This window comes from Pseudomonas sp. GL_139_B (genome assembly GCF_057834475.1).
In genome coordinates, this window is sequence record NZ_CM174403.1 from 6,269,819 (window position 1) to 6,295,283 (window position 25,465).

Below are 25,465 nucleotides of genomic sequence, written 5' to 3' on the forward strand. Positions count from 1 at the left end.
TCGGCACAAAGGAAACGGCCATGCCCGACACCTCGTCCACCCGCTCCGAAGATGTATTGACCCAACTGGTCACTGGCCCCTCGCTCTGGGAAGTGGCGTCGAACGCGCTGCGCGCGGCGCTCGACACCGCCTACCCGAGCCTGGGTATCGATCCGGCCAAGGCCATGGTCGTGACACCGACCTGGACCGTCACCGAAAGCCAGGTCACGCCCGGCCCGCGCCGGATCGAATCGTTGACCGATGTGTTGGTGCGGCTCACGCTGGCAGCAGAGACTGCGACCTATATTGACGGGGAACACTTCCTGACTCTGCAACCGGGGGTAGAGCCTGCGATCCAGTTACCGGTCAAGATCGACGGCATCGGCCGGTTGATCAATCAACTGATCCCGCTGCTGTTCGTGTCCTGGCAAGAGCAGCAACTGGATTACTGGAACCAGCAGACAGAAGACGAAACAGCCCGCTGGCACCAACTCTCGAGCTCACTGCACAATCTCTGGAACATCGAGCAGGTTTCAGGCTGGGATGCGGATCAAAAAGCCATGGCACTGGCCTTGTTCAACCACCCGGATAAAGCCACCCGACAGCGCAACGACCCCTACACATCAAGGGCCTGTCTGATCGACGTCGATGAACCGGACAAGCATCTGTGGCTGCTGGATGTGGCCGTACTGGTGGGCACGCTGGGCAAGCGCACGCTGGTGATCAGCCACTCGATCACGGAGGGCTTCAAGCGTTACGATTCGCTGGAATCATTCGGTGAAACACTGCCAGCACGCGTTACATCCACGACGGACTCACGCGCGTTGCGATGGCGTTTGTATGAGCCCACCGGCCACTTTTTCGACCATCAAGCCAGTGCTCTGATCGCGCTTGAAATCGCTGCCATCGGCCAGCTTCAAGACACCATTTGGAAAGGGCGACCTGCGCATCGAGCCCCTACGGCGATCAGAAATCGCAAGAACTTTGACGAAGGGCGCATCAACCGGATCGAGCACTTGCTGCCCGACTGGCTGCTCAGCGCTCAACCGGCGGACCTGACCTGCTACAGCCGACACTTGATGGACCTGGCGCAGCTTCGGGAGCAACAGGCAGGTAAATCCTTTCTGGATGACATTCCACCGCTCCCGGCATTTACGCTGCAAGCACTGAAGGACCAAGTGCTGAAGGATCACCCGGAGGCAACGCACGCCAGACTCGAAACGATTGAACTCAGCATCACCAGCCCGGTGATCCTGGGCGCCATTGCCATACCGGGTAAAACCGAAACCGTCACACTGTCGCTGATCGACCTGGCCTTGCAGAATCTGATTGCCGTTCCGTTGGGCAACAAGACCGTTTCCCGCACCGACGGCAGCGCCGTTGAGACCTGGATGACACCGGCCTACCTGGAAAAGCTGGTCACCGAGGTCAACATCGGTGAAGCCTATCCCATGCTGATCAAGCAGAAACTGCTCGGCGACGCGAAGGAAATACAACGTCGGCAAAACCTGTTCGCCAGCCACCTGCGCATCCAGCTGCCACTCCAGACGCTGCAGCACAAAATTCGTGGCGAGGCCGGTATCGACGATCAGGGTTACCGGTACGTGGTCGCGGCGATGCAGGAAAAGCCTACCGAGCGTTTTGTGGACGGCCAGGAAATCATTATTCGTCCGCTGGCGTTCATTCCCGGGGGCCGTATAAGCAACAAGGCCGACGAGGTTGCCAACATGTTCGTCATCGGGCCACGTTTCGCCGACAAGGGTCCCTGCCTGCTCTTTCGCCCACTGCTCGATCCCCCGCTGTTGCAATATCCCCGCGAAACCAACCTGCTCTATGCGATCAAACATCACCAGACGCTTCGTCAATCCGTGCTGGCCTGGTTGCCGGACGATGTGCGTTTCAACTACTCACAGTACGTGTTTCCCGGCCAGTTGCCGTCGGTCTGGACGATCTTGCAGTGGCTGGTCGATCCAACGTCGGCACTCGGCATGATGGGCGCCGTGACGCTAGTGGCAACACCTCTGGCGCAACCTGCACTGTCGACGCTGTTCACCGCCAATGCCAACGCGATGATCACCCTGGCGGACCGGCAGTCGGTCTCCAATGCCGAAAGTCGTTGGCAGACCCTCAAGCATGGGGCATGGGCGCTATTCAACATTGCACTGCCATTCCTGGGCAAACCGGCTGCCAGTGCGGCCTGGGTCTGGCAAATCATGAGCGACCTGGAGGATGCGAATGAAGCCAGCGAGAAAGGTGACAGTGACGATGCATGGGCGGCATTGACCGACCTGTTCCTGTCACTGGGCATGGTCCTGGCCCATTACGCAGCGACGCGCCACACCGCCAGCCGCGTGGTTGAGAAGGAGGCTTTGACGCTGGAGCAGCAGCCGACACCGACGCCGATAACCACCGTGACCCGCTTACCCGATATCACCGCTCAACAGTTGCCAGCGAATCACACGAACCACTTGTACACCCATGGTGCCCTCGCTCGAACAAGCCTGGGGACGCTGCTGGACGGGCTGGCCATCACAAGACCTGCAGGCCTGGCGAGCCCCTCGACCGAAGTCGGTCCCCACCGTTTTTTGAGCCCGCTCAACAATAAATGGTACGCCCAGGTTGGCCAACGCTGGTTCGAAGTCATGGTCAACGACAACGAATTCGTGCAAATCGTCGATAGCCGTCAGTCCCCACCCGGGACTGGCCCCCTGCTGACCCATTCCGCAAACGGACAATGGGTCGTCGACACACGCTTGAGGTTGCGCGGGGGTGGCCGTAGCCGAAAAGAATTGGTGCGGGAAAATGCACGGCGTAAAGAGGAGCTGCGAAAGCAACTGGAGACCTTCGATACGACCAAGATGGCGCTGAAGAGCGCACTTGAATCCGCCGAGAAAGCGGCCGCCCCATCCGCATCAGGCGTTGATGATCCCAATGGTCGCAGACTGATCGAAACGCTGGAAAAACAGCTGGCCGTTTATGACGTCTACATTGAACAGCTCAAAGCATTCAACGTGCTTGAGTCCATCATCAACTACCGCGCTGTCCTGGTCAGTTGTCTGGATCAACAGCTATTGCTGACGGAGATGTGGTTCAACCGACAAAACGCTGTGTTTGGCACATGCATGCGTCGCTCGTTGGCTCTGTTTGACGGAGAGCCGAACGAAGCCACCCAGACACGACGCCAGGTTCATCAACAGACCAGCGACATGACCCAGGGCTTTATCGACAAAATCGAGTTTGCCCAGGCCCGGATCGACGAGTTGAAACGCTTGGGCAGAGAAGGTGCCGAAGCCGCCAGGGAGTACACGAAAGGACTGCCTGTCTTTGACCTGCACGACCTGAAGCTGTTTCAGATCAGCCTCGCTCAAGAGCTCTGCCTTAACGACACCGGCACGGTCGCCACTGAGGCTGCCCGTCAGTCCCTGGTAACCCTTGTCGAAGACGCGGGCCTCACCATCCAGTCGACACTGGACCTCACCAAGGATAATCCCCTGTCGCTACCCGAACGGATTGAAGGTTTCAGCGACCTGGTGGAACAGTTCACCACCATCGACCAACGTATTCTCGACTTGCCCGACGAGTACCCCGGGCAGTTGCTGCAACCGTCACTGGACCTGATGCGTCAGCGTATCGAAGTGTTCAATGAGCGCGCCGTGAAACACCTGTCGGGGTTGCTGCATGAGCGAAAGACCCTCGAACCGGTTCCGGGACCATCGCGACCGGTAATGGCACCGCATCGCCTCATCAAAACGCGGTTCAAAGGCTCCGTCGTCGGCAAGCCGCGAACGCGCGCGAACCCCACCGACACCGATCTGGTCGACGTGACCTCCCCTCTCACGGGGAAGGTGATCGCGACGTTCCATGAGAAAACCCCCGGCGTCTGGGTCGAGCATGTGCCTGTCAAAACGGCCGTGCCCACCGCCATTCCACCAACGCTGACAGTCAGCCTGCAAATCGGTGAAGCATTGCTGGCACAGCAGGAATCATTCATCCGACGTACCGAGGCGCACTCAAAAGGTGATCGACGTATTCCGCTGGAAATTGAGGAAATGTTTCATCAGCAGGCCCACCGAATGGAGGCAGCGGCGGACGCTATCGAGAAAGCCCTGACTAACAGCAATTCCACCGAAAGCGGTCCGGGATCGGCGGTCACCGTCAGCAAACAACTGATCGATGGAGCGGTCGCGCTTTACAAAAAAGGCACCGATATCCGTATCAGCATGACCAAGCGACAGCTGCCCACTGCTGGGCGTGTTGAATGGCTGCACAGCAAGGGCGAGGTAACCATCCACAGGATCGGCAAACCACTGCCGGAGCATCGACGCTTGAAGGGACCGCGCAAAGACTTTCTGGATGAGTACGAGATTCGTGATCACCAAACCCGCGAAGTCCTTTGGTATGCGCACTTTCATTACCCGACCTCGGATAGCCCAAGACCCGCCTTCACTGCAGCGCATTTGAAGACCGTCGAACAACGCGGATCAGGCGGGGCCTATGAAAAGCACACCCACTTGAATGCACTTCAAGCCATTGCCATTTATCGCGCTGAAATCAACCATCGCCTGGCCGGTGCGATCTTCTTCTTGTAGGTAGATCAGCGCCAGACCTTTTTCAGACGCCCGAGCGCAGCACTGATCGCCGCCTCGGGTACAGCCGCAAAACCCAGGACCAGCCCGGCACGCTCGTCCACCGGTGTCTGTGAGTCCGGCAACCAGTAGCTGCTAAGCGCATTGATTTCGACATCGACACTGGCGGCTTTTTCCACCAGTTCGCGCTCACGGGCTTGAGAGTCGACTGCGACCGTCAAATGCAGTCCTGCCGCGACACTCGGCAGGCTGCCAATGCCGGGGATGTCCTTCGGCCAACCAGCCAGCAACGTATTTCGCCGACTCAGGGCGGCACGACGCATGCGGCGGATATGCCGCTGAAAATGCCCGGAGGCCATGAACTCGGCCATCACCGCTTGAGTACTCACTTCGGAATGCCGGACGTCCACCGCCCGCCGCTGAGAGAACGCCTGCACCAACGCCGGCGGCAACACCAGATACCCCAGGCGCAGCGCCGGGAAGGCGACTTTGCCAAAGGTCCCGACGTACAAAACCCGTCCTTGTCGATCGAGTGCCGCCAACGGCGCCAGTGGCGCGCCGCTGTAACGGTATTCGCCATCGTAGTCGTCCTCGACAATCCAGCCTTGGGTGCGTTCGGCCCAGGCCAGCAATTCGAGGCGCCGTGCCAGACTCATCACCACCCCGGTCGGGTATTGATGCGACGGCGTGACATACGCCAGACGACAGTCCTCGAGCGCAGCCAATTCGCGACAGTCGACACCCTCGCTGTCCACCGCCACACCGTGCAGTCGCGCACCCGCCACGGCGAACGCATGACCCGCCGCCCGGTACCCCGGATTCTCAATCGCCACCCCATCGCCGGGCTCCACCAACAGCTGTGCACAAAGGCTAATCCCCTGCTGCGCGCCACTGGTGATCACTATTTGCTCAGCCGAACACTGCATGCCGCGTGAACTGCGCAAATAGGCAGCAATCATTCCACGCAGGCGTTCATCGCCCGCCGGATCGCCATAACACAGTTGCTGCAAATCCGGTTTACGCCAGAAAGCCGCATTCAGCTTGGCCCAGACCTCGAATGGAAACAGATCAAATGCCGGAACGCCGACCCGAAATGCACGCGGCGGGCCACTCGGTGGCAGGGCTAAATGGTTCTTTTCAACGCGTCCCAAAGCGCTGCTGTGGATAACTTTACTGGATGAAATCACAGGTAAACCGAGCCAATTTGTGGGTAAGGCTGTGGGTAACCCTGTTGACAACCCTGTGGATACTTTTGTGGATAATTTTTTGGCAGGGATCGCGGTTTGGGGCAGTTGAGCAATGTAAGTCCCGTCACCCACACGCCCTTCGATAAAGCCTTCGGCATAGAGCTGATCGTAGGCTCGCACGACACTGTTGCGAGAAATCGCCAGCGCCGCCGCCAGATCCCGGCTGGCCGGTAAACGTGTGCCGCTGGCCAATCGCCCGTCCAGCACTCGCAGACGCAAGGCTTGGTAGAGCTGACGACTCAGGCCCTGACGGCGATCAAGTTCGATACCGGCAGGGTTGAACGATAAGGAAAGCGGCGCATCGGTCATGGCAATGGACCTATGAAATTGGTCATTAATGGCTCTTACAACAGACCAATAGCCTGCCTAGGATGGAGGCATTCGCCAAGGGATATTTCCATGTACAACCCCAGCAGCTTTGCCATCAAAGATTTGGATGAACTGCGCCAGCAGATCCTCGGCACCCGCCTCGCCATGGTGGTTACCCACGGCGAGCAAGGCCTGCAAGCCAGTCATCTGCCGCTGTTGTTCAAACCTGACGAAGGTCCGAATGGCACCCTCTACGGCCACTTCGCCCGGGCCAATCCTCAGTGGAAGGAATTGCAGAACGGCGCTGAAGCGCTGGTGATCTTTGCCGGAGCCGACGCCTACGTCAGTCCCGGTTTTTATCCGAGCAAAGCCGAGCACGGCAAAGTCGTGCCAACCTGGAACTACGTCGCGGTACACGCCTACGGCACCGCCGACGTATTCACCGATGCCGAACGCCTGCTCAACCTGGTCAGCGCGTTGACTGATCGCCACGAAGCCGGCCGCGCCCAGCCGTGGAAGGTCGCCGACGCGCCCGCTGACTACATCGACGGCATGCTCAAAGCGATTGTCGGGTTTGCCCTGCCGATCCAGCGCCTGGAAGGCAAACGCAAACTCAGCCAGAACCGCAGCGCCGAAGACATCGCTGGTGTGCGCGAGGGGCTCGCCGCCAGCCCCGATGTGCACGATCAGGCCCTCGCCCACTTGATGCGTTAAGGAATGAACATGAGTCAGATTGAAATCCGCCAGGTCAGCGCCGACGACCACGCCGCCTGGCTGCCGCTGTGGCACGCCTACCTGCGCTTTTACAACACCGAGTTGCCCGAGGCGGTCACTGACAGCACCTGGCAACGCATGCTCGACCCGACTGAACCGACGCACTCAGCGTTGGCGTGGATCGATGGCAAAGCCGTCGGCATGGTGAACTTCATCTACCATCGCTCGAACTGGAGCATCGAAAATTCCTGCTACCTTCAAGACCTGCTGGTAACACCAGAAACCCGCGGCACCGGCATCGGCCGCAAGCTCATCGAATTCGTCTACGCCACCGCGAAAGCGGACGGTTGCGGCAAAGTCCACTGGCTGACCCACGAAACCAACGCCACTGCGATCCAGCTCTACGAGCGCATCGCCGAACGCCCCGGTTTCATCCAGTTTCGTAAAGCCCTTTAAGGTTCAAGGAGAACACCATGTCGATTTCACTCGCGGACTGGAAAGGTGCCCCGGCACCCACTGTTGAAACGATCGAAGGGCGTTTCATTCGCCTGGAAAAACTCGACCCGGCGCGTCATGGCGAGGGGTTGTTCAAGGCCTTGCAGGGCCCGGGTGGCGATCCGAAACTCTGGGACTATTTGCCTTATGGGCCTTTCCCGGAACGCAGTGCATTCAATGACTGGCTGAACAACCATGCGGCCAACATTGACCCGTATTTCTTCAGCGTGATCGACCGTGTCAGCGGTGAGGTGCAGGGCATTCTCAGCCTGATGTCGATCGTACCGACGCAAGGCCGCATCGAAATCGGCCATGTCACTTTCGGCGCACCGATGCAGCGCTCACCGAAAAGTACCGAGGCGATTTATCTGCTGGCCAAGGAGTCGTTTGCGCTGGGATATCGACGCCTGGAGTGGAAGTGCAACAACGACAACGCCCGCTCCAAATACGCGGCCGAGCGATTGGGGTTCAGTTTTGAAGGGGTTTTCCGCCAGCACATGGTGGTCAAGGGGCAGAACCGCGATACCGCGTGGTATTCGATTCTGGACTCTGAATGGCCACCGATTGGCGCAGGGTTTGAGCGGTGGTTGAGCGATGAGAACCAGACGGGATCGGGGCAGGTGAAAACGTTGGTGGAGTGTCGCGGGTAAGCGCCTACGGTTTTTAGTCGTACCTGTGGCGAGGACTCCCTCGCCACACATTTTTTGCTCTTGGGTCAGTTCAAGTCGCGCCGAATCCGCACTACCCCCATCTTCAGGCCAAACGGTCTGAAGACTGCATTCAGCGATTTCAATGTTTGATTCCCTTCTCCATGTTCGATATGCACCAGCGTGCGTACTGAGATTTTGCACATTTTTGCGAATTGGGTCTGGTGCAGACCGGTAACCTCGACTCGTAGCCGGCGAACTGCTTCGCTTATTTCGAGAGTACCTTGAGCCAGCGCTTCCTGGATGTTTTCTATAAGCACAGTGCGTTCGGCAACAGTCATGCTCATTTCAGGCCCCACTCTTTCAAACGCTGCTCGAGATTTCTCAATGCAATTTGCGGGTGATTCATAGTCACCTCTGGCAAGCCGCTAGCAGCGAGAATATCGGGGAGTGCCATGAGATGCTTGGCATCCCCCCGCAGTCGCTCAAAGGAATCCTGCGCTTCATTTAACGCTGCCAGCGGATCATCCGGATCAGCAATATCGGCCAAAGCACGACACACCCCACGCCAATCAACATCCCCCGCTCGTTCCAGGTCTTTTGGCCATTTGGTTGTACGCGTTACACCTTCATCGTCCATCACCATAGGTGCCAAATCATAGATGGGTGCCAGACGAAAAGAGGCTGTATCACGGATGATTGCGGTGTTGCGACCATGGTTATCTGAGTTGCCGAGGATTTTATTGATCAGCTCCCGACGCAAATAGTCAGCTACAAGGTTCGGGATTTGGTCCGCCTGCCCCGCATCACACCAAAATCCCGCAAGTAACCGGATGACTTCCATGTGATCCATCGAACTACCTTGCGTGGTTATTTGTGCCAGTGAGTAGATCGACTCCACGGAAAAACGCTCGACACCATGAGGGGTCACTTGCCTATCAAAACGCCGCATCCACAGGCTGGGCTTGGTCGCCTCTTCCAAGGCCAATCCCTGTTCTGCGACCGTTTCGATGCCTAGTTTTTGTAGTGCTTTGTAGTAGTGGTATTCGCCTCTGAGAATGTCCTGATCATTGTGCGTTCCTTTATTGCGAGAAAACTTGACGAACCAGTGCTGGATGACGTCTGCATCACCGAGTACCGCATCAGGATAAAAATCCCCGTCCTTACCCTGAGCCAACAAGAGTTTTGGCGCCTCGCCACCTGCTCCCGTTGCCCCACCAATTGCGGCACCCTGCTCGTAGGCACACTCGAGAAACCGGGTTTCGTAGCCGAAGTTGCATCGGCTTTCGAAACCTTTTTCGGGGCTGTCGAAGCTGAAGACCATGGCGTCGAGCCATTTTCCTTTCGTGTAGATCTGTAAAGTCAGGTTATACACGCCGCCACCACCTGCATTTAAATGCATATGAAAAGGTTATTAACGATCAAAAATGCAAAATAATGCAGAGTTAACGCGCCACGTGTTTGCGCTCGGGTCGCAGTGCTCAGTGTGGATGGCAGTTCTCTGGTCGAGGCAGCCTGGTGCCGCTGCCGGCGACTCGTTTTTTTGTAAGAAAAGGTCGTTGGTTCGACGCGTTAAAAATCACTGCGCCCCAACAATGGACGATTTTCTACATCGAGCTATCTGACACCGCCCGCAAACCCTCCGGAACCGCCTGACATCGGTATCCAAGGCCGAAATTTAGAGTTTGACCTCCACTCAAATGAGGTCGAACCCGATGTCCATTCAGCACACATTTCGCCCACAAAACCTGGCATTGGCCATTGCGCTTGCGTTGGGTTGCACTGAGTTTACAAACGCTCAACAACTGCCAGAACAAGCAGAGTCGACAAGCTTCGTTGAGGTAACCCAGCTTCCAGAGGCTACGCCGGCGGACCCGCTTGCCCGGCTTCAAGCCTTTACAGGCGCGGCCGGCACATTCACGTCTGAGATTGATTCGCCTCAACCCGCACTTCGGGGTGTGTCCGTGAAGCCGCAAGACCGGGATGACCTCATCATCGTCAAGAACGGTGGCAGCTTCGAAGGCCGCGTCGAGGGAGGTAAAGGTACCAACGTCATCCAGCTCATCGGCACTGATGGCGGGCAGCTTGGGAACACTCGTAACTTCAACAGCCTGTACGTTTCGGCGGGATCGTGGACGCTGACCAGTTCAGGAGATTTCAAAGACGAAGTTGCGGTGCTTGATAAGGGCATTCTGACCAATAATGGAAAAATCAAAGGCAAGGCCAGTGCGGCCGGGCAGCTCTTCAACAATGGCGAGATAAAGGGAATCGTGACGGTTGAGAATGGCGGTCAGTTTGCTGGCAAAGGTACTGTCGGTGGTTTGGAGGTTCTGGGTCAGCTCAACATCGATAGAGTGCAAGGCGCCCCATCGGTCAAAGGCGATTTGAACCTTTCCAGCTCTGGCGTACTTGCGTACGAGGTCTCCCCCGATGGCCGTGGAGAAACTATCAAAGTCGACGGCACCGCCAGCCTAGGCGAGGCGACACTGAAAATTGTTGCGGTACCGGGTGATCATCCGCAAAGCAGTCAGTACACGATCATCGAAGCAAAAAAGGTGAAGGGGGAGTTTGGCAAAATCGTCAACGAACTGGCTTTCATGACCGCTACTCCCCATTACGACGCGAAGACCGTTGGCCTGACCTACGCTCGAAACGGTGTGCCGATCGAGAGTGTCGCAAACACCGAAAACGGACAAGAAGTCGCACGGAGCATCTTTGAGCCGATGGAAATGCCACCAGCACCGGCGCCATCTGACATTGCATTAACCGTCACGCAAACACTGAATACACCTTTAATCATCGATACTTCCCTCCCCGCCTCTGCGCCGACATTTACTGCTGAGCTTCCAGCGTCAGCCGCCCCCCCTCTGACCACCGACCAACCCGTTACGGCGCAAACTCCACCAGCGGCTACCAACCCCATCACTAACGAGCAAGAAGTCGCTAAGAACATCGTAGAGCCGATGGAAATACCGCAAGCGCCGGCGCCGACAAATGCTGCGCAACTGCCAACGACAGCCGAAACCCCACTCACCACCGACAACCCCGTCACGACAGCAACCCCACCCGCCGCTGCCCAACCCGTCACTCCCGCCCCAAAACCATCCAGCCCTACAAACGCCGCTGTCGCTGCCCTGCTCGGTAGCGACAAAACCACCGCGTCTCATGCAATTGAACAGCTGGCCGCAGGCAATAACGCCAATCTTGCGAAGGCGACGCTAAACATCGACAGCCCCATCAGCGCAACCATGCTCTCGGCCATGCGCCAGCTCGACAGCGCCGCCGTATTTGGCAATCAGAGGAATGCACCGCGTGTAGCCGCCGGCGGTGAAAACAACGGCAGAGTCTGGCTGCAGACGCTAGGCCTCGGCGGAACACTGGATAGCGATAACGACGCCCTTAAATTCTCGACACAAGGTCTGGTTCTGGGCGCAGATTGGGGCATCGATGAGCAATGGCGCATGGGTGTGCTGGGTGGCAAATCCGAAACGCGACTGGACAGCCGCGGCCTGGACGGCGATCTCGATAGCTGGCACGTGGGCGCCTATGCCCTGCGCAAGGACGGTCCTGTGTCGCTGCGCCTTGGTGCGACCTACAGCAATCACGACGGACACACGAAACGTCGGGTTGCCTTCAGAGGTTTCAGCGACCGCCCCGAAGGCCGCTACGACGCCAACACTCAGCAGGCCTTTGCGGAAGCCGGTTACAACCTAGGGCGCGCCAATGTCAGCATTGAACCGTTCGCCGGTATTGGCTATCAACGCTATCAGCGGGACGGCTATACGGAGAAAGGTGGCGCGGCTGCGCTAAAAGTCCACAGCCGATCCCAGAACAACTTCAACAGCACCATCGGCCTGCGACTGGCGAAGCTCAACACGCTGGATAACGGCATGCAACTCACACCGAGATTCACAGCCGGCTGGAAACACACGTTTGGCGATGTCGACAGCGATACCCGCCAACGACTGGTAACAGGCGGGAAAGACTTCAGTGTTTCCGGTGCGCCGCTGGATCGCGACAGCTTGCTGGTCGATGCAGGTCTGGATCTCGGTGTGTCAGCCAAACACACGTTGGGCGTCAGCCTTAACAGTGAATTCGGCACCGACAGCCGCAACCACGGCGTAACAGGTCAGTGGCGAATGAGCTTCTAACCCTTAAATTCCGGGCAAAAAAAAAGGGGAGCACATGCCCCCCCGAGGTTTAAAGCGTTGTATCGAGGCTGTTAAATCAGCCTTCGATCTCGATCAGGATTTCGCCCGGATTCACCCGGTCGCCCTTGGCCACGTGGATGGCGGTGACTTTGCCGGCGATGGCCGATTGGACTTCGGTTTCCATCTTCATCGCTTCGGTGATCAGCACGGCTTGCCCTGCTTTCACTGTGTCGCCTTCCTTGACCAGCACATCGACGATGTTGCCCGGCATGGTGGTGCTGACGTGGCCCGGCGCGGTGGCTTGCTTGCGCTTGCTGGTGCCGCCGCTGACGAATTCGTTGAGCGGTTCGAACACCACTTCTTCCGGCATGCCGTCGATGGACAGGTAGAAGTGACGCTTGCCTTCAGCCTTGACGCCGACACCGGTGATGTCGACGCGGTAGGTTTCACCGTGGACGTCGATGACGAACTCGGTCGGCACGCCTTCGCCACCGGCCGAGGCCACGCGACCGGCTTCAGGAATTGGCAGCAGCACTTCAGGTGTCAGGGTACCGGCAGCACGTTCTTCGAGGAACTTGCGACCGATGTCCGGGAACATCGCATAGGTCAGCACGTCTTCTTCGGACTTGGCCACGGCGCCGATGTCAGCACGCAGCTTGGCCATTTCCGGTTTGAGCAGATCAGCAGGGCGAACGTCGATCACTTCTTCGCTGCCGATTGCCTGGCGACGCAGTTGCTCGTTCACGGTGCCCGGCGCCTTGCCGTAGCCGCCTTGCAGGTAGAGCTTCACTTCGTTGGTGATGGTCTTGTAGCGCTCGCCAGCCAGCACGTTGAAGAACGCCTGGGTGCCGACGATTTGCGAAGTCGGCGTGACCAGCGGCGGGAAGCCAAGGTCTTCGCGAACGCGCGGGATTTCGGCCAGCACTTCGCTCATGCGGTTCAGTGCGCCCTGCTCTTTCAACTGGTTGGCCAGGTTGGAAATCATCCCGCCCGGCACCTGATTGACTTGAACGCGCGTATCGACCGCGGTGAATTCGCTTTCAAACTGGTGGTACTTCTTGCGTACGGCGTAGAAGTACAGGCCGATCTCTTGCAGCAGTTCCAGGTTCAGACCGGTGTCGAATTCGGTGCCTTTAAGGGCCGCGACCATCGATTCTGTGCCTGGGTGGCTTGTGCCTGAAGCAAAGCTGGAGATCGCGGTGTCGATGTGATCGGCGCCGTTTTCGATAGCCTTGAGTTGGCACATGGTGGCCATGCCAGAGGTATCGTGCGAGTGAATGAACACTGGCAGCGACTGCTCGGATTTCAACGCCTTGACCAGTTCGCCCGTGGCGTATGGCGTCAGCAGGCCAGCCATGTCCTTGATCGCCACGGAGTCGCAACCCATGGCTTCCATTTGTCTGGCTTGCGCCACGAAAGCGTCGATGGTGTGCACCGGGCTGGTGGTGTAAGCGATGGTGCCCTGAGCGTGTTTGCCGGCTGCTTTTACTGCCTCGATGGCCGTGCGCAGGTTACGCACGTCGTTCATCGCGTCGAAGATGCGGAACACGTCGATGCCGTTGACCGCGGCCTTGGCGACGAAGGCTTTGACCACGTCGTCGCTGTAATGGCGGTAGCCCAGCAAGTTCTGGCCACGCAGGAGCATTTGCAGGCGCGTGTTAGGCAGCGCCGCGCGCAGTTGGCGCAGACGCTCCCACGGATCTTCTTTGAGGAAGCGTACACAGGCGTCGAACGTCGCGCCGCCCCAGCACTCAAGCGACCAGTAGCCGACTTTGTCGAGCTTGTCGCAGATCGGCAGCATGTCTTCGGTGCGCATGCGGGTAGCGAGCAGCGATTGGTGGGCGTCGCGCAGGATTGTGTCAGTAACGTGGATTTGTTTGCTCATTGTTATATTCCTCACAGGCCTGCGTGGGCGGCGATGGCGGCGGCGATGGCCAGGGCCAGCTCTTCGGGTTTGCGCTTGATCGAGTAGTTGGTCAGTTCAGGGTGGCTTTCAACGAAGCTGGTATTGAACTGGCCGCTACGGAATTCCGGGTTACGCAGGATTTCCTGGTAGTACGCGGCGGTGGTCTTGACCCCTTGCAGACGCATGTCGTCGAGGGCACGCAAGCCACGGTCCATCGCCTCTTCCCAGGTCAGCGCCCACACCACCAGTTTCAGGCACATCGAATCGTAGAACGGTGGAATGGTGTAACCGGTGTAGATCGCCGTGTCGGTCCGCACGCCGGGACCGCCGGGCGCGTAATAACGGGTGATCTTGCCGAAGCTCGGCAGGAAGTTGTTTTTCGGGTCTTCGGCGTTGATCCGGAACTGCAGCGCGAAACCGCGGTGCTGGATGTCTTCCTGTTTCACCGAGAGCGGCAGGCCGGACGCGATGCGGATCTGCTCACGCACGATGTCGATGCCGGTGATTTCTTCGGTGATGGTGTGTTCCACCTGCACCCGGGTGTTCATCTCCATGAAGTACACCTCGCCCTCAGCGAGCAGGAACTCCACGGTACCGGCGTTCTCGTAACCCACGGCCTTGGCTGCACGCACAGACAGGTCGCCGATGTAGGCGCGCTGTTCCGGGGTCAGTTGCGGGCTCGGGGCGATCTCGATCAGTTTCTGGTTACGACGCTGGATCGAGCAATCGCGCTCGAACAGGTGCACTACGTTGCCAAAGCTGTCGCCGAGAATCTGCGCTTCGATGTGCTTTGGATTGACGATGCATTTTTCCAGGAACACCTCCGCCGAACCGAACGCCTTGGTGGCTTCCGAGATCACGCGAGGGAATGCTTGTTCAAGTTCTTCGCGGCTGTCGCAGCGACGGATACCACGACCACCACCACCGGAGGTTGCCTTGAGCATCACCGGATAACCAATACGGTCGCCTTCGACCAAGGCTTCGGCGATGTCCGCGACGTTGCCTTCGGTGCCCGGCGTGACCGGCACGCCGGCCTTGATCATGCTGCGGCGGGCTTCGGTCTTGTCGCCCATGCGGCGTATGACTTCAGCCGATGGACCAATGAACTTGATGCCGCGCTCGGCACAGATATCTGCCAGTTCAGCGTTTTCCGAGAGGAATCCGTAGCCGGGATGCAATGCATCACAACCGGTTTCCACGGCCAGGTTCACCAGTTTTCGCGCATTCAGGTAACCGGCCAGTGGCTCGGCACCAATGCTGTGGGCCTCGTCTGCACGCTTCACATGCAGCGCATGACGGTCAGCATCGGAATAGATCGCGACCGAGCGAATGCCCATCTCGGCGCAGGCACGTACGATTCGTACGGCAATCTCACCACGGTTGGCGATCAGGATCTTTTTTATCACTTTTGGAGGTTCCCTTGAGCCGGTGGTACCCACGACCTGCTAGACCAGGTCGACGCGTGACCAAATGTTTCAATTCAGTCGCAGGGCCACACTAGCTCCCACAAGGGATTAACAAAAATGAATAATAATTGGGTCATGCATAAGTAAAGACTTATAGTTGATGCATCAGCCTGCGGCGGGAGCGTCACAATATGCGTAAGTCATTGATGCGTATGACATTGCGTCAATTGCAGATTTTCAATGAAGTCTGTGATTTAAGATCCTACAGCCGAGCAGCCGACGAAATGTCACTCACACAACCGGCCGTCAGCCTACAGATTCGTCAACTTGAGGAGCTGATTGGCCAGCCCTTGTTCGACTACGTCGGCAAAAAACTCTACATGACTGAGGCCGCAGAAGCACTCCAACGCGCCAGCCGGGATATTTTCGGGCGCCTGGAAAACCTCGATATGCAGCTTTCGGATATGCAAGGATCGCTGCAAGGCCAGCTGAAACTGGCGGTGGAATCCAGCGCCAAGTATTTCGTCCCGCACCTGTTTGCCGCGTTCAAACGTCAGCATCCGGAAGTAAACCTGCAACTGACGGTCGTCAATCGGGGGCAAGTGATTCGACGCCTGTCAGACAACCGTGATGACCTGGTGATCATGTCAATGGTGCCGCAGGACATGGGGCTGGAGTTCCTGCCCTTCCTCAATAACCCGATTGTTGCGGTGGCGCCACCGGATCATCCGTTGTGCCACATGGGGCCTCTGCGCTTGCAGGACCTTGAGCCCTACACCCTCCTGCTGCGCGAACCTGGCTCCGGGACGCGAATGGCGTGCGAAGAGTACTTCAAGGAAAAGCGCGTGCACTTCAACCAGACCCAGGAGGTCTCGTCAGCCGAAGCTCAGCGAGAATGTGTGCTGGCAGGTCTGGGAGTAGCGCTGTTGACGCGTCACGCCCTGAACCTTGAGTTGGCGACCGGCGGCTTGATTGAGTTGCCGGTCGAAGAACTGCCGCTCTACCGCAGCTGGTGCCTGGTGCAGGCCAAAGCCAAGCGGCTGTCACCGGTGGCCCACGCGTTCCTTGCGTTTATCCGCAGTGAGCGGGTGCAGATCAGTGCGCTGGTTGAGCGTTTCGACGCGAAGTTGCCGGCGCTGCGTGCCAGTAATTAAGCTCCAGATCAGGCAAATCACCAATCTCGGCCAGCAGCTGGCGGCGTTCACAACGATCTTCGATAGCGCGGCGAAATTCCATGCGGCGCTGATCTTCTTGCTGACGACGGGTTTTGGCGGCGCTGTTGCGTTCTTCGTAGGGCTGGGCCATTTCGAGTCTCCCAAGGCGATTACGGGAGTTTCAAGATAGGCGCGGGGGATGACGGTTTGGCGGCAGACGGGTTACAGGCAGATGAAAGTTGTCATGTTTGAGGGCGCCTTCGCGAGCAGGCTCGCTCCCACAGGAGAACGCGATCAAATGTGGGAGCGAGCCTGCTCGCGATTAAGGTCGGAACGACCTTACGACGACGTCAGTCGTCCAGCGCTTTCACCGATTTGGGCGACAGCCGCAGGCTGCGAAGGCTGCGTTTGACGCTCTTGAGGTGGTTGACCAGGCTCGGCCCGCGCGCCATGGCCACGCCCATCGCCAACACGTCGATCACCACCAGGTGAGCGATACGCGAGGTCAGCGGGGTGTAGATTTCGGTGTCTTCATGCACATCGATCGCCAGATTGACGGTCGACAACTCAGCCAGCGGCGTCTGGCTCGGACACAAGGTGATCAGCGAGGCACCGCTCTCACGCACCAGGTTGGCCGTGATCAGCAGGTCCTTGGAACGCCCGGACTGTGAAATACAGATCGCCACGTCAGACGGTTTCAACGTCACTGCCGACATCGCTTGCATGTGCGGGTCGGAATACGCCGCCGCGGTCAGCAGCAAACGGAAGAACTTGTGCTGGGCATCGGCCGCCACGGCACCCGATGCGCCAAAGCCATAGAACTCGACGCGCTGGGCCTGAGACATAAGCGTGACCGCCCGCTGCAACTCCACCGGATCGAGCTTCTCGCGAACCTCCATCAAGGTATGCAGGGTGGTGTCGAAGATTTTCAGGCTGTAGTCGGCAACGGAATCGTCTTCATGGATCGCAAACTGGCCGAAGCTCGCGCCGGCCGCCAGGCTCTGCGCCAGCTTCAGTTTCAAATCCTGAAAACCGGAGCAACCAATGGCGCGGCAAAAGCGCACGATGGTCGGCTCGCTGATGCCGACGCTGTGGGCCAGGTCGGCCATGGAGCTGTGCATCACCGCCGCAGGATCAAGCAGCACGTGGTCGGCGACCTTGAGCTCCGACTTGCGTAAGAGGTGGCGTGACTGGGCGATGTGTTGCAGCAGATTCAAAGGGCTGGACTCTTTGTTATTGGCAGTAGCCGGGGATGTAGCAAGCTTGTAGTTATACTACAAGAATTGGCTTTTTGCCTGCTCAATGCGTAACTCGATGTCCCCATTTCAGGCGACGTGCGCTCCATGTAGCACCTACGAGGCGTTCGCGTCCTTATGTAACAGCTTGGCCAGTTCATCGGCTTCGACCGGACGACTGATCAAATAACCCTGCACTTCATCGCAGCGCTCGACTTTCAAAAACTCCAACTGCTCTTGCCGCTCCACGCCTTCGGCCACCACTTTCAGCGACAAACCATGCGCCATTGCAATGATCGCCCGGGTAATTGCCGCATCCACAGTGCCCTCCCCCAGCCCTCGGATAAACGCCTGATCGATCTTCACGTAGTCCACCGGGATACGTTTGAGATAGCTCAGGGACGAATACCCCGTGCCGAAATCGTCAATCGCCAGCTTCACCCCCAGATCTCGCAGCTGCTGGAAAGTCGCAATGATGTGCTCGACGCTGTCCAGCAACTGGCTTTCGGTGAGTTCCAACTCCAGGTAGTGCGGCGCCAGGCCGGTTTCTTCCAGCACCTGACGCACCAGGCTGACCAGTTTGCCCTGACGCAATTGATGCACCGACAAATTGACCGACACCCGGATCGGTTCAAGCCCCTGGCGCTGCCATTCGCAGGCTTGCCAACAGGCTTGGCGCAAGACGAACTCGCCGATGGGGCCGATCAGCCCGGTTTCCTCGGCCAGACCGATAAAGTCCCCCGGCGGCACCCGGCCCATGGTCGGGTGATCCCAGCGCACCAGCGCTTCGGCGGCGTTCAGTCGGCCCGTGGCGAGGCAGAGTTTGGGTTGGTAAAAAACTTTCAGCTGCTGTTCTTCGATGGCTTTGCGCAGCTGGTTTTCCAGCTGCAAACGCTCAAGCGTGCTGGCTTGCAGGCTTTCGGTATAAAACTGGAAGTTATCGCCTCCCAAGTGTTTGGCGTGTTGCATGGCTATGTTCGACTGACTGACCAGCGCGGTAATTTCCCGCGCGTTGTCCGGCAACATACTGATGCCCATGGACGCACTGACCACCAATTCATGACCATCAACAGTGACTGGCAAACGCAGCTTGCTCGACAAACGTGTCGCCACTCGCGCCAGGCTCGACAGGTTGCCGTAGGCATCGAACAGCACCGCAAACTCATCCCCGGAAAGCCTTGCGATCGTGTCGGCTTCTGGCAGTGCGTTGACCAGGCGTCGGGACATTTTCTGCAGCAGTTGGTCGGCGACGTCATGACCCAGGCTGTCATTGAGTAATTTGAAGCGGTCCAGATTGATGTGCAGCAATGCCAGGCTACGCCCGCCCTGGCGCACCCGTTGATGGGCCTCGCGCAGCCGTTCCCGGAACAACGAACGGTTCGCCAGGCCCGTCAGATCGTCGTAATGGGTCAGATAACGCATGCGCTCTTCGGATTCGCGCCGCGCCGACAGATCGGCGAAAAAGCCGACAATATGGCTGACATTTCCCCTCGTATCGCGCACCGCATTCAATTGCAGCCATTGCGGATAGAGTTCACCGTTTTTACGGGTCTCCACCAACTCGCCTTGCCAGGTCCCGTGCTGCTCCAGCGCATGATGAATGGCCCCATAGTGTCGGCGCGCATCGCGACTGCACGGTAACTCGACGACGTTACGGCCCAGCATGTCGTCGATGTCATAGCCAGTGACTCGACTGAAGGCCTGATTGACCGCGATCAACGCGTAATCGGGGTCGAAAATCACGATGCCTTCACTGGCGGCTTCAAACACGGTCGCCGCCAGTTGGCGTTGTTCTTCCTGCCCTTTGGTTGCGCTGATATCGCGACGGGTGCCGACCATGCGGATCACCCGACCATTTTGGCTGCGCTCAACGGCCCGGCCGCGATCCTCAATCCAGACCCAGTGGCCGTCGACATGCCGCACGCGATACTCGACCTGGTAGTCCTCGCTACGGCCTTTCAAATGCTCGACCAGCGTTCGCTTCAGCACTGACACGTCTTCGGGGTGTAGACGAGGTTTGAGGTGACGAAGCATGGCCGTCACGCACTCCGGTGCCAGGCCGAACAATTCCTGGATCTGCGTGTGATGGACCTCATCAGTTTGCAGGTTCCAGTCCCATAGCCCGAGTTCGCTGGCATTCAACGCCAACGCCAGCCGCGCTTCACTCTTGCTCAGGGCCTGGTTCGCGGCGTCCAGTTCCAGGCTGCGCTGGGCAACGCGGCGTTCCAGTTCGACCTGGGCTTCACGCAGTTGGTCTTCGGCGCAGCGACGCTGGTCGATTTCCTTGGCCAGTTCGTGATTGAGTTGATCGCTACGGTTTTGCGCTTGCTGCAAGTGCTCGATCAATGCCTGATTCTGGAAACGCCGCAGCAGTCCGCGGTCGATCAGGCGATTGATCTGCCAGGCGATCACACTCAGCGCCCCCAACAAAATCAATCCGAACCAGCCCCAGCCTTGACCCTGCGCATCGCCGTCCCAGAATAAATAGATGATGGCCGGTAACAGGCAGGGCAAGGTAAAAGACAGAAACGCCGGCAGGCTGACCGCGTAAGCAACGCTGGCAGATAGGGCAGCGGCGCCGATCAGGCCGAACACCCACGCTTGCTGCATGAAATTGTCGGCGGGCACCAACGCAATACCGGCACCGGCCAGCGTCAGGCCAGTGAGGCCAGAGCCGAGCAAAAACATACGACGCCAGATTGGATGCGCCTGACGATTAGGAATCGCCGAATCAAAAGCCGCGACTTGAATCACCCGCAACGCCACCAGCGACAACAGCCACACCAGCCAGACGCTGACCAGGAAATGGCGCTGCGGGCTCCAGAGCAAACCGGCGCAGACCAGCCCATTGATCAACATGAACAACGTCGGCAGTAGCGAGCCCTGATAAAGCAGGCGCGTGCGTTCAACAGCCATTTCCATGGCGTACTGTTTGCGGATAACCCGAGGCTCCGCCGTGGGGCCCGACAGGTCGGTGCTGAGGGTCATAGGCAATGTTCTTGTTCTTATAATGATGAGCATGAGCCCGAAACGTCGACGGAGCATACACAAGCCAATGCCCTTACCAAACTGCCCCGGATCATAAATTCGCTAATAATTCAGACCCCCGTCACGCCTCGAAAATCGTGGGAGCGCGGCCCGCCAACGCCTGCAGCCAGTGACTGACCGGTCGTCCTTCGTGATCTTTCATCGGCTAATGCAAAGCTCGGTTTGCCCGGTGTGTCGGCGCACCCTAGAATGCCCCGATGCGCGATGATCTCTCCCTTCTGCTGAACTCACTCAACGATGCCCAACGCCAGGCCGTAGCTGCCCGCGTGGGTCGTCAGTTGGTCCTGGCCGGTGCTGGTTCCGGTAAAACCCGAGTGCTGGTGCACCGTATCGCCTGGTTGATCCAGGTCGAAAACGCCTCGCCGCACTCAATCCTGTCGGTGACCTTCACCAACAAGGCCGCGGCCGAGATGCGTCAGCGCATCGAGCAACTGATGGGGCTCAACCCGGCCGGCATGTGGGTCGGCACCTTCCACGGCCTGGCGCACCGCTTGTTGCGGGCGCACTGGCAGGAAGCCGGACTGAGCCAGACCTTCCAGATCCTCGACAGCGATGACCAGCAACGGCTGGTCAAGCGGGTGATCCGCGAGCTGGGTCTGGACGAACAACGCTGGCCGGCCCGGCAGGCCCAGTGGTTCATCAACGGGCAAAAAGACGAAGGTCTGCGCCCGCAACATATTCAAGCCAGCGGCGACCTGTACCTGGCGACCATGCGCAGCATTTATGAGGCTTACGAGGCGGCTTGCCTGCGCGCAGGCGTGATCGACTTCTCTGAATTGCTGCTGCGCGCCCTCGACTTGTGGCGCGATCACCCGGGCTTGCTGGCTCATTATCAGAAACGCTTCCGCCACATCCTGGTAGACGAATTCCAGGACACCAACGCCGTGCAGTACGCCTGGTTGCGTCTGCTGGCCAAGGGCGGCGACAGCCTGATGGTGGTGGGCGACGACGATCAGTCGATCTATGGCTGGCGTGGCGCGAAAATCGAGAACATCTATCAGTACTCCGACGACTTCCCGGATGCCGAGACCATTCGTCTGGAGCAGAACTACCGCTCCACCGCCGGAATCCTCAAAGCGGCCAACGCCCTGATTGCCAACAACACCGGGCGCATGGGCAAAGAGCTGTGGACCGATGGCGGCGAAGGCGAAGCGATCAACCTGTACGCCGCGTTCAACGAACACGACGAAGCACGCTACGTGGTGGAAACCATCGAAAGTGCGCTGAAAACCGGCTTGGCCCGTAGCGATATCGCGATTTTGTACCGCTCTAACGCCCAATCGCGCGTTTTGGAAGAAGCCTTGCTGCGCGAGCGCATTCCGTACCGCATTTATGGCGGTCAGCGCTTCTTCGAGCGGGCAGAAATCAAGAACGCCATGGCTTACCTGCGCTTGCTGGAAGGCCGTGGCAATGATGCGGCGCTGGAGCGGGTGATCAACGTTCCGGCCCGTGGCATCGGCGAGAAAACCGTCGAAGCCATCCGTGACCATGCGCGACACAGCGATGTATCGATGTGGGAAGCCATGCGTCTGCTGGTGGCTAATAAGGGTCTGACGGGGCGTGCCGCTGGTGCGCTCGGCGCCTTTATCGAGTTGATCGAGAACCTGGCTGCCAAGTGCATGGAGATGCCTCTGCACCTGATGACCCAGACGGTTATCGAGCAATCTGGGCTGATCGCCTATCACCAAGCGGAAAAAGGCGAGAAAGGCCAGGCTCGGGTAGAAAACCTTGAGGAGCTGGTCAGTGCCGCGCGCAACTTCGAAAACGCTGAAGAAGACGAAGACCTGACGCCGCTGGCTGCGTTCCTTGGTCATGCGTCACTGGAAGCCGGCGATACTCAGGCCGAGGAGCACGAAGACAGCATTCAGCTGATGACCTTGCACAGCGCCAAGGGCCTGGAATTCCCCTACGTGTTCCTGGTGGGTATGGAAGAAGGTTTGTTCCCGCACAAGATGAGCCTGGAAGAGCCCGGCCGTCTTGAGGAAGAACGCCGCCTGGCCTACGTCGGCATCACCCGTGCCATGCAAAATCTGGTGATGACCTATGCTGAGACCCGACGCCTGTACGGCAGCGAAACCTACAACAAAGTGTCGCGTTTCGTACGGGAAGTGCCGAAAGGTCTGATCCAGGAAGTGCGGCTGTCCAACAGCGTCAGCCGTCCGTTCGGTGGCAATCAATCGATGAGCGGCAGCAACCTGTTCAGCGGCAGCGAGATTCCGGAAACCGGCTTCAGCCTGGGTCAGACTGTAAGGCACTCGATCTTTGGTGACGGCGTGATCCTGAATTTCGAAGGTGCCGGGGCTCAGGCGCGGGTGCAGGTGAACTTCAGCGAAGGCAGCAAGTGGCTGATGCTCGGATACGCGAAGCTGGAAGCTATTTAAAGCTACCTGACAGCTTTTCTGTTGGAGTGAGCCTGCTCGCGATCGGGATCGCTGCGGTGTATCTCTTAAATCGGGGTGTGGCTATCGCGAGCAGGCTCGCTCCCACAGGGGTCTTTTTGTTGATCCATATCTCAGCAGGTTGATCTATAAGGCGCGAAATAATGGGCTCAGGCTTCTTTTCTTCCTGGACATTCTGGGCCCTGTTGTCGGCGGCGTTTGCCGCCATGACGGCGATTTTCGCCAAAATCGGCATCGAAAACGTCAATTCCGACTTCGCCACCCTCCTGCGCACCGTGGTGGTATTGGTCAGCCTGGCCTTGATTTTGTACGCCACGGGCCAATATCAGTCATTAGGATCGATCTCGGCGAAGAGCTACTTATTCTTGCTGCTGTCGGGACTGGCCACCGGTGCCTCGTGGATCTGCTACTTCCGCGCGCTGAAACTGGGGCCGGCTTCGTTGGTCGCTCCGGTGGACAAACTCAGCGTGGTGTTGGTGGCGGTGCTCGGTGTGGTCCTGCTGGGCGAAAAACTCGACTTGCGCCAATGGGGCGGAATCGGTCTGATCACGGCCGGTGTGGTCTTGTTGGCGCTGCGACGTTAAGCATCTTTCCTACAGAACTAACCACTTGTCCTACGGACCAAAGTAAAAGGCCTTATTGCGCTGACTGAAGCTGAACGCAACCTGTCAGGCAAAAGCCCGAAACACTCTGCCGCTAGTCAGTAACACTTCAGCTGTGCAACATGGCGCGCGTGCATCCACAAAATGGGATTACCCTTTATGAAACGTTTTCTTAGCATCGCCATGGCGTTGTGCATCGGCCTGACGATGAGCCTCGACGCCAACGCCAAGCGCTTTGGTGGCGGCAAAAGCGTCGGCGCTGCGCCGACCCACCAGACCAGCCAAATGGCGCCTTCTTCTCCAGGCATCGGCGGCGCTGCGGCGACCCCCGGTGCTGCGGGTGCCGCTGGCGTTGCGGCCAAGGCTGGCGGTGCTTCGCGCTGGCTCGGCCCTCTGGCCGGCATCGCGGCTGGCGGCCTGCTGGCCTCCATGTTCATGGGTGGCGGTTTCCAGGGTATGCAGATCTTCGACATCCTGATCATGGCAGTCATCGCCTTCCTGGTCTTCCGCTTCATCGCCGCTCGTCGTCGCAAGCAACAGGAGCACATGGCTCCAGCGGGTCACGCACCGATGCAACGTGAGGTGTTCCAACAGCAGCCTGCTGGCGGTTCGATCTTCGGTGGTTCGGCTGCACCGGTTGCCGCTCGTCCGGTAATCAACGCGCCGGCCTGGTTCAACGAAAAGAACTTCATTGAAGCGGCCCGTAACCACTTCCAGTCCCTGCAGCAGCACTGGGACGCTAACGAAATGGACAAGATCGCCGAGTTCGTGACCCCGCAAATGCTCGAGTTCCTCAAGCGCGAACGCGCTGACCTGGGCGACGGCTTCCAGTCCACCTACATTGATAACCTCAATGTTCAACTGGATGGCGTGGATGATCGTGCCGACAAGACCATTGCCACCCTGACCTTCAGCGGTGTGTCGAAGACCTCGCGTTTCGACCAGGGCGAAGTGTTCAGCGAAAGCTGGAACATGGAGCGCCCACAGGGCGAAAACCAGCCGTGGCTGGTGGCCGGTATCCGCCAGAACGGCTGATCCCTCTTGCGTTAAGCATGCTGTAGTAAAAAACCCCAGCCTAGGCTGGGGTTTTCTATTTCGCGGTTGCATCTATAGCGAGCTACTGTATAAACCGCCCCAACTAAACCGCGCCATCAAGCAAGAGGATCCCGGACGTGGAAGAAATCATTGAACAACTGCGTGAAGCCAACGAACCGGTACCGGTCCCCTTGGAGCTGCCTGACGAAGATCAGATCGTGGAAATCGAAGAACAACTGTTCATCGACATTCCGTTCGTCTTCAGAGAATTTTTGCTGACCGTCAGCGACGTGGTCTACGGCAGCCTGGAGCCGGTGACTGTCACCGACCCGCAATCCCACACCTACCTGCCAGACGTTGCCGCCAACGCCTGGGACGCCGGCGTCGATCGCAGCATGATTCCGATCTGCCAGGACGGTGACAACTACTACCTCGTCGAAGAAGACGGCACCGTGGTGTTGTGGTTGGCCGAGGAAGAACTGCTCGCCGAAGAAACCTGGGAATCGGTGTGGCACTGGGCGCGGGACGTCTGGCTGGAAAGCTGAGACGCCC

18 protein-coding genes are annotated in these 25,465 nt (G+C 58.5%); 10 read left to right on the plus strand and 8 right to left on the minus strand.

Features of this window, described 5'->3' with window-relative positions; all coding sequences use genetic code 11:
* The first annotated feature begins 20 nt into the window (after positions 1–20).
* Positions 21–4,568, plus strand: coding sequence for a hypothetical protein (locus AC3ISI_RS28790; protein WP_489334832.1), 4,548 nt, complete (start codon positions 21–23; stop codon positions 4,566–4,568).
* Positions 4,569–4,573: 5 nt separating this feature from the next.
* Here AC3ISI_RS28790 and pdxR read toward each other — a convergent pair whose 3' ends face one another.
* The gene (gene pdxR, locus AC3ISI_RS28795) at positions 4,574–6,121 is read right to left on the minus strand and encodes a MocR-like pyridoxine biosynthesis transcription factor PdxR (protein ID WP_489334833.1); all 1,548 of its coding nucleotides are present in this window, start codon (positions 6,119–6,121) and stop codon (positions 4,574–4,576) included.
* A 90-nt stretch (positions 6,122–6,211) separates the two neighbouring features.
* On the opposite strand from pdxR, the gene AC3ISI_RS28800 reads away from it, so the two are divergent.
* The 3 genes from AC3ISI_RS28800 to AC3ISI_RS28810 are packed head-to-tail and all read left to right on the plus strand — an operon-like array spanning position 6,212 to position 7,980.
* Entirely contained in the window at positions 6,212–6,835 is a 624-nt protein-coding gene (locus AC3ISI_RS28800) for an FMN-binding negative transcriptional regulator (RefSeq protein ID WP_489334834.1), read from the plus strand.
* Between the two features lie 9 nt (positions 6,836–6,844).
* Complete coding sequence (locus AC3ISI_RS28805; RefSeq protein WP_489334835.1) at positions 6,845–7,291, plus strand: GNAT family N-acetyltransferase; 447 nt, start codon at positions 6,845–6,847, stop codon at positions 7,289–7,291.
* A gap of 17 nt (positions 7,292–7,308) precedes the next feature.
* Positions 7,309–7,980, plus strand: coding sequence for a GNAT family N-acetyltransferase (locus AC3ISI_RS28810; protein ID WP_489334836.1), 672 nt, complete (start codon positions 7,309–7,311; stop codon positions 7,978–7,980).
* Between the two features lie 65 nt (positions 7,981–8,045).
* On the opposite strand, the gene AC3ISI_RS28815 is transcribed toward AC3ISI_RS28810, so the two are convergent.
* Positions 8,046–8,324: a helix-turn-helix domain-containing protein gene (locus AC3ISI_RS28815; RefSeq protein ID WP_489334837.1), complete on the minus strand. Its 279-nt coding sequence runs from the start codon at positions 8,322–8,324 to the stop codon at positions 8,046–8,048.
* Positions 8,321–9,352: a HipA domain-containing protein gene (locus AC3ISI_RS28820; RefSeq protein ID WP_489334838.1), complete on the minus strand. Its 1,032-nt coding sequence runs from the start codon at positions 9,350–9,352 to the stop codon at positions 8,321–8,323. Before AC3ISI_RS28820 ends, AC3ISI_RS28815 begins: the two co-directional genes overlap by 4 nt.
* 340 nt (positions 9,353–9,692) lie before the next feature.
* Between AC3ISI_RS28820 and AC3ISI_RS28825 the strand changes: the two genes are divergently transcribed.
* Positions 9,693–12,128: an autotransporter outer membrane beta-barrel domain-containing protein gene (locus AC3ISI_RS28825; protein WP_489334840.1), complete on the plus strand. Its 2,436-nt coding sequence runs from the start codon at positions 9,693–9,695 to the stop codon at positions 12,126–12,128.
* Positions 12,129–12,204: 76 nt separating this feature from the next.
* Here AC3ISI_RS28825 and oadA read toward each other — a convergent pair whose 3' ends face one another.
* On the minus strand, positions 12,205–14,013 hold the full coding sequence (oadA, locus tag AC3ISI_RS28830) for a sodium-extruding oxaloacetate decarboxylase subunit alpha (protein ID WP_489334841.1): 1,809 nt from the start codon (positions 14,011–14,013) through the stop codon (positions 12,205–12,207).
* 11 nt (positions 14,014–14,024) lie between these two features.
* The gene (locus AC3ISI_RS28835) at positions 14,025–15,440 is read right to left on the minus strand and encodes an acetyl-CoA carboxylase biotin carboxylase subunit (RefSeq protein WP_046030798.1); all 1,416 of its coding nucleotides are present in this window, start codon (positions 15,438–15,440) and stop codon (positions 14,025–14,027) included.
* Between the two features lie 191 nt (positions 15,441–15,631).
* Between AC3ISI_RS28835 and AC3ISI_RS28840 the strand changes: the two genes are divergently transcribed.
* Entirely contained in the window at positions 15,632–16,594 is a 963-nt protein-coding gene (locus tag AC3ISI_RS28840; protein WP_452628726.1) for a LysR family transcriptional regulator, read from the plus strand.
* On the opposite strand, the gene AC3ISI_RS28845 is transcribed toward AC3ISI_RS28840, so the two are convergent.
* The 3 genes from AC3ISI_RS28845 to AC3ISI_RS28855 all read right to left on the minus strand — a co-directional run bounded on the left by AC3ISI_RS28845 (position 16,536) and on the right by AC3ISI_RS28855 (position 20,817).
* Positions 16,536–16,745 carry a PA3496 family putative envelope integrity protein gene (locus AC3ISI_RS28845; protein WP_489334843.1) on the minus strand — a complete coding sequence of 70 codons (210 nt, stop codon included), beginning with the start codon at positions 16,743–16,745 and terminating at the stop codon, positions 16,536–16,538. The two genes, AC3ISI_RS28840 and AC3ISI_RS28845, sit on opposite strands and share 59 nt — an antisense overlap.
* Positions 16,746–16,944: 199 nt before the next feature.
* Complete coding sequence (gene hexR, locus AC3ISI_RS28850; RefSeq protein WP_025131545.1) at positions 16,945–17,811, minus strand: transcriptional regulator HexR; 867 nt, start codon at positions 17,809–17,811, stop codon at positions 16,945–16,947.
* 135 nt (positions 17,812–17,946) lie between these two features.
* Positions 17,947–20,817, minus strand: coding sequence for an EAL domain-containing protein (locus AC3ISI_RS28855; protein WP_489334844.1), 2,871 nt, complete (start codon positions 20,815–20,817; stop codon positions 17,947–17,949).
* Between the two features lie 257 nt (positions 20,818–21,074).
* On the opposite strand from AC3ISI_RS28855, the gene uvrD reads away from it, so the two are divergent.
* The 4 genes from uvrD to AC3ISI_RS28875 all read left to right on the plus strand — a co-directional run bounded on the left by uvrD (position 21,075) and on the right by AC3ISI_RS28875 (position 25,458).
* Entirely contained in the window at positions 21,075–23,258 is a 2,184-nt protein-coding gene (uvrD, locus tag AC3ISI_RS28860; RefSeq protein WP_489334845.1) for a DNA helicase II, read from the plus strand.
* Between the two features lie 161 nt (positions 23,259–23,419).
* Entirely contained in the window at positions 23,420–23,860 is a 441-nt protein-coding gene (locus tag AC3ISI_RS28865) for an EamA family transporter (RefSeq protein WP_489334846.1), read from the plus strand.
* Between the two features lie 177 nt (positions 23,861–24,037).
* On the plus strand, positions 24,038–24,913 hold the full coding sequence (locus AC3ISI_RS28870) for a Tim44 domain-containing protein (protein WP_489334847.1): 876 nt from the start codon (positions 24,038–24,040) through the stop codon (positions 24,911–24,913).
* A gap of 137 nt (positions 24,914–25,050) precedes the next feature.
* Positions 25,051–25,458: an SMI1/KNR4 family protein gene (locus AC3ISI_RS28875; RefSeq protein WP_008073570.1), complete on the plus strand. Its 408-nt coding sequence runs from the start codon at positions 25,051–25,053 to the stop codon at positions 25,456–25,458.
* Positions 25,459–25,465: the final 7 nt, after the last annotated feature.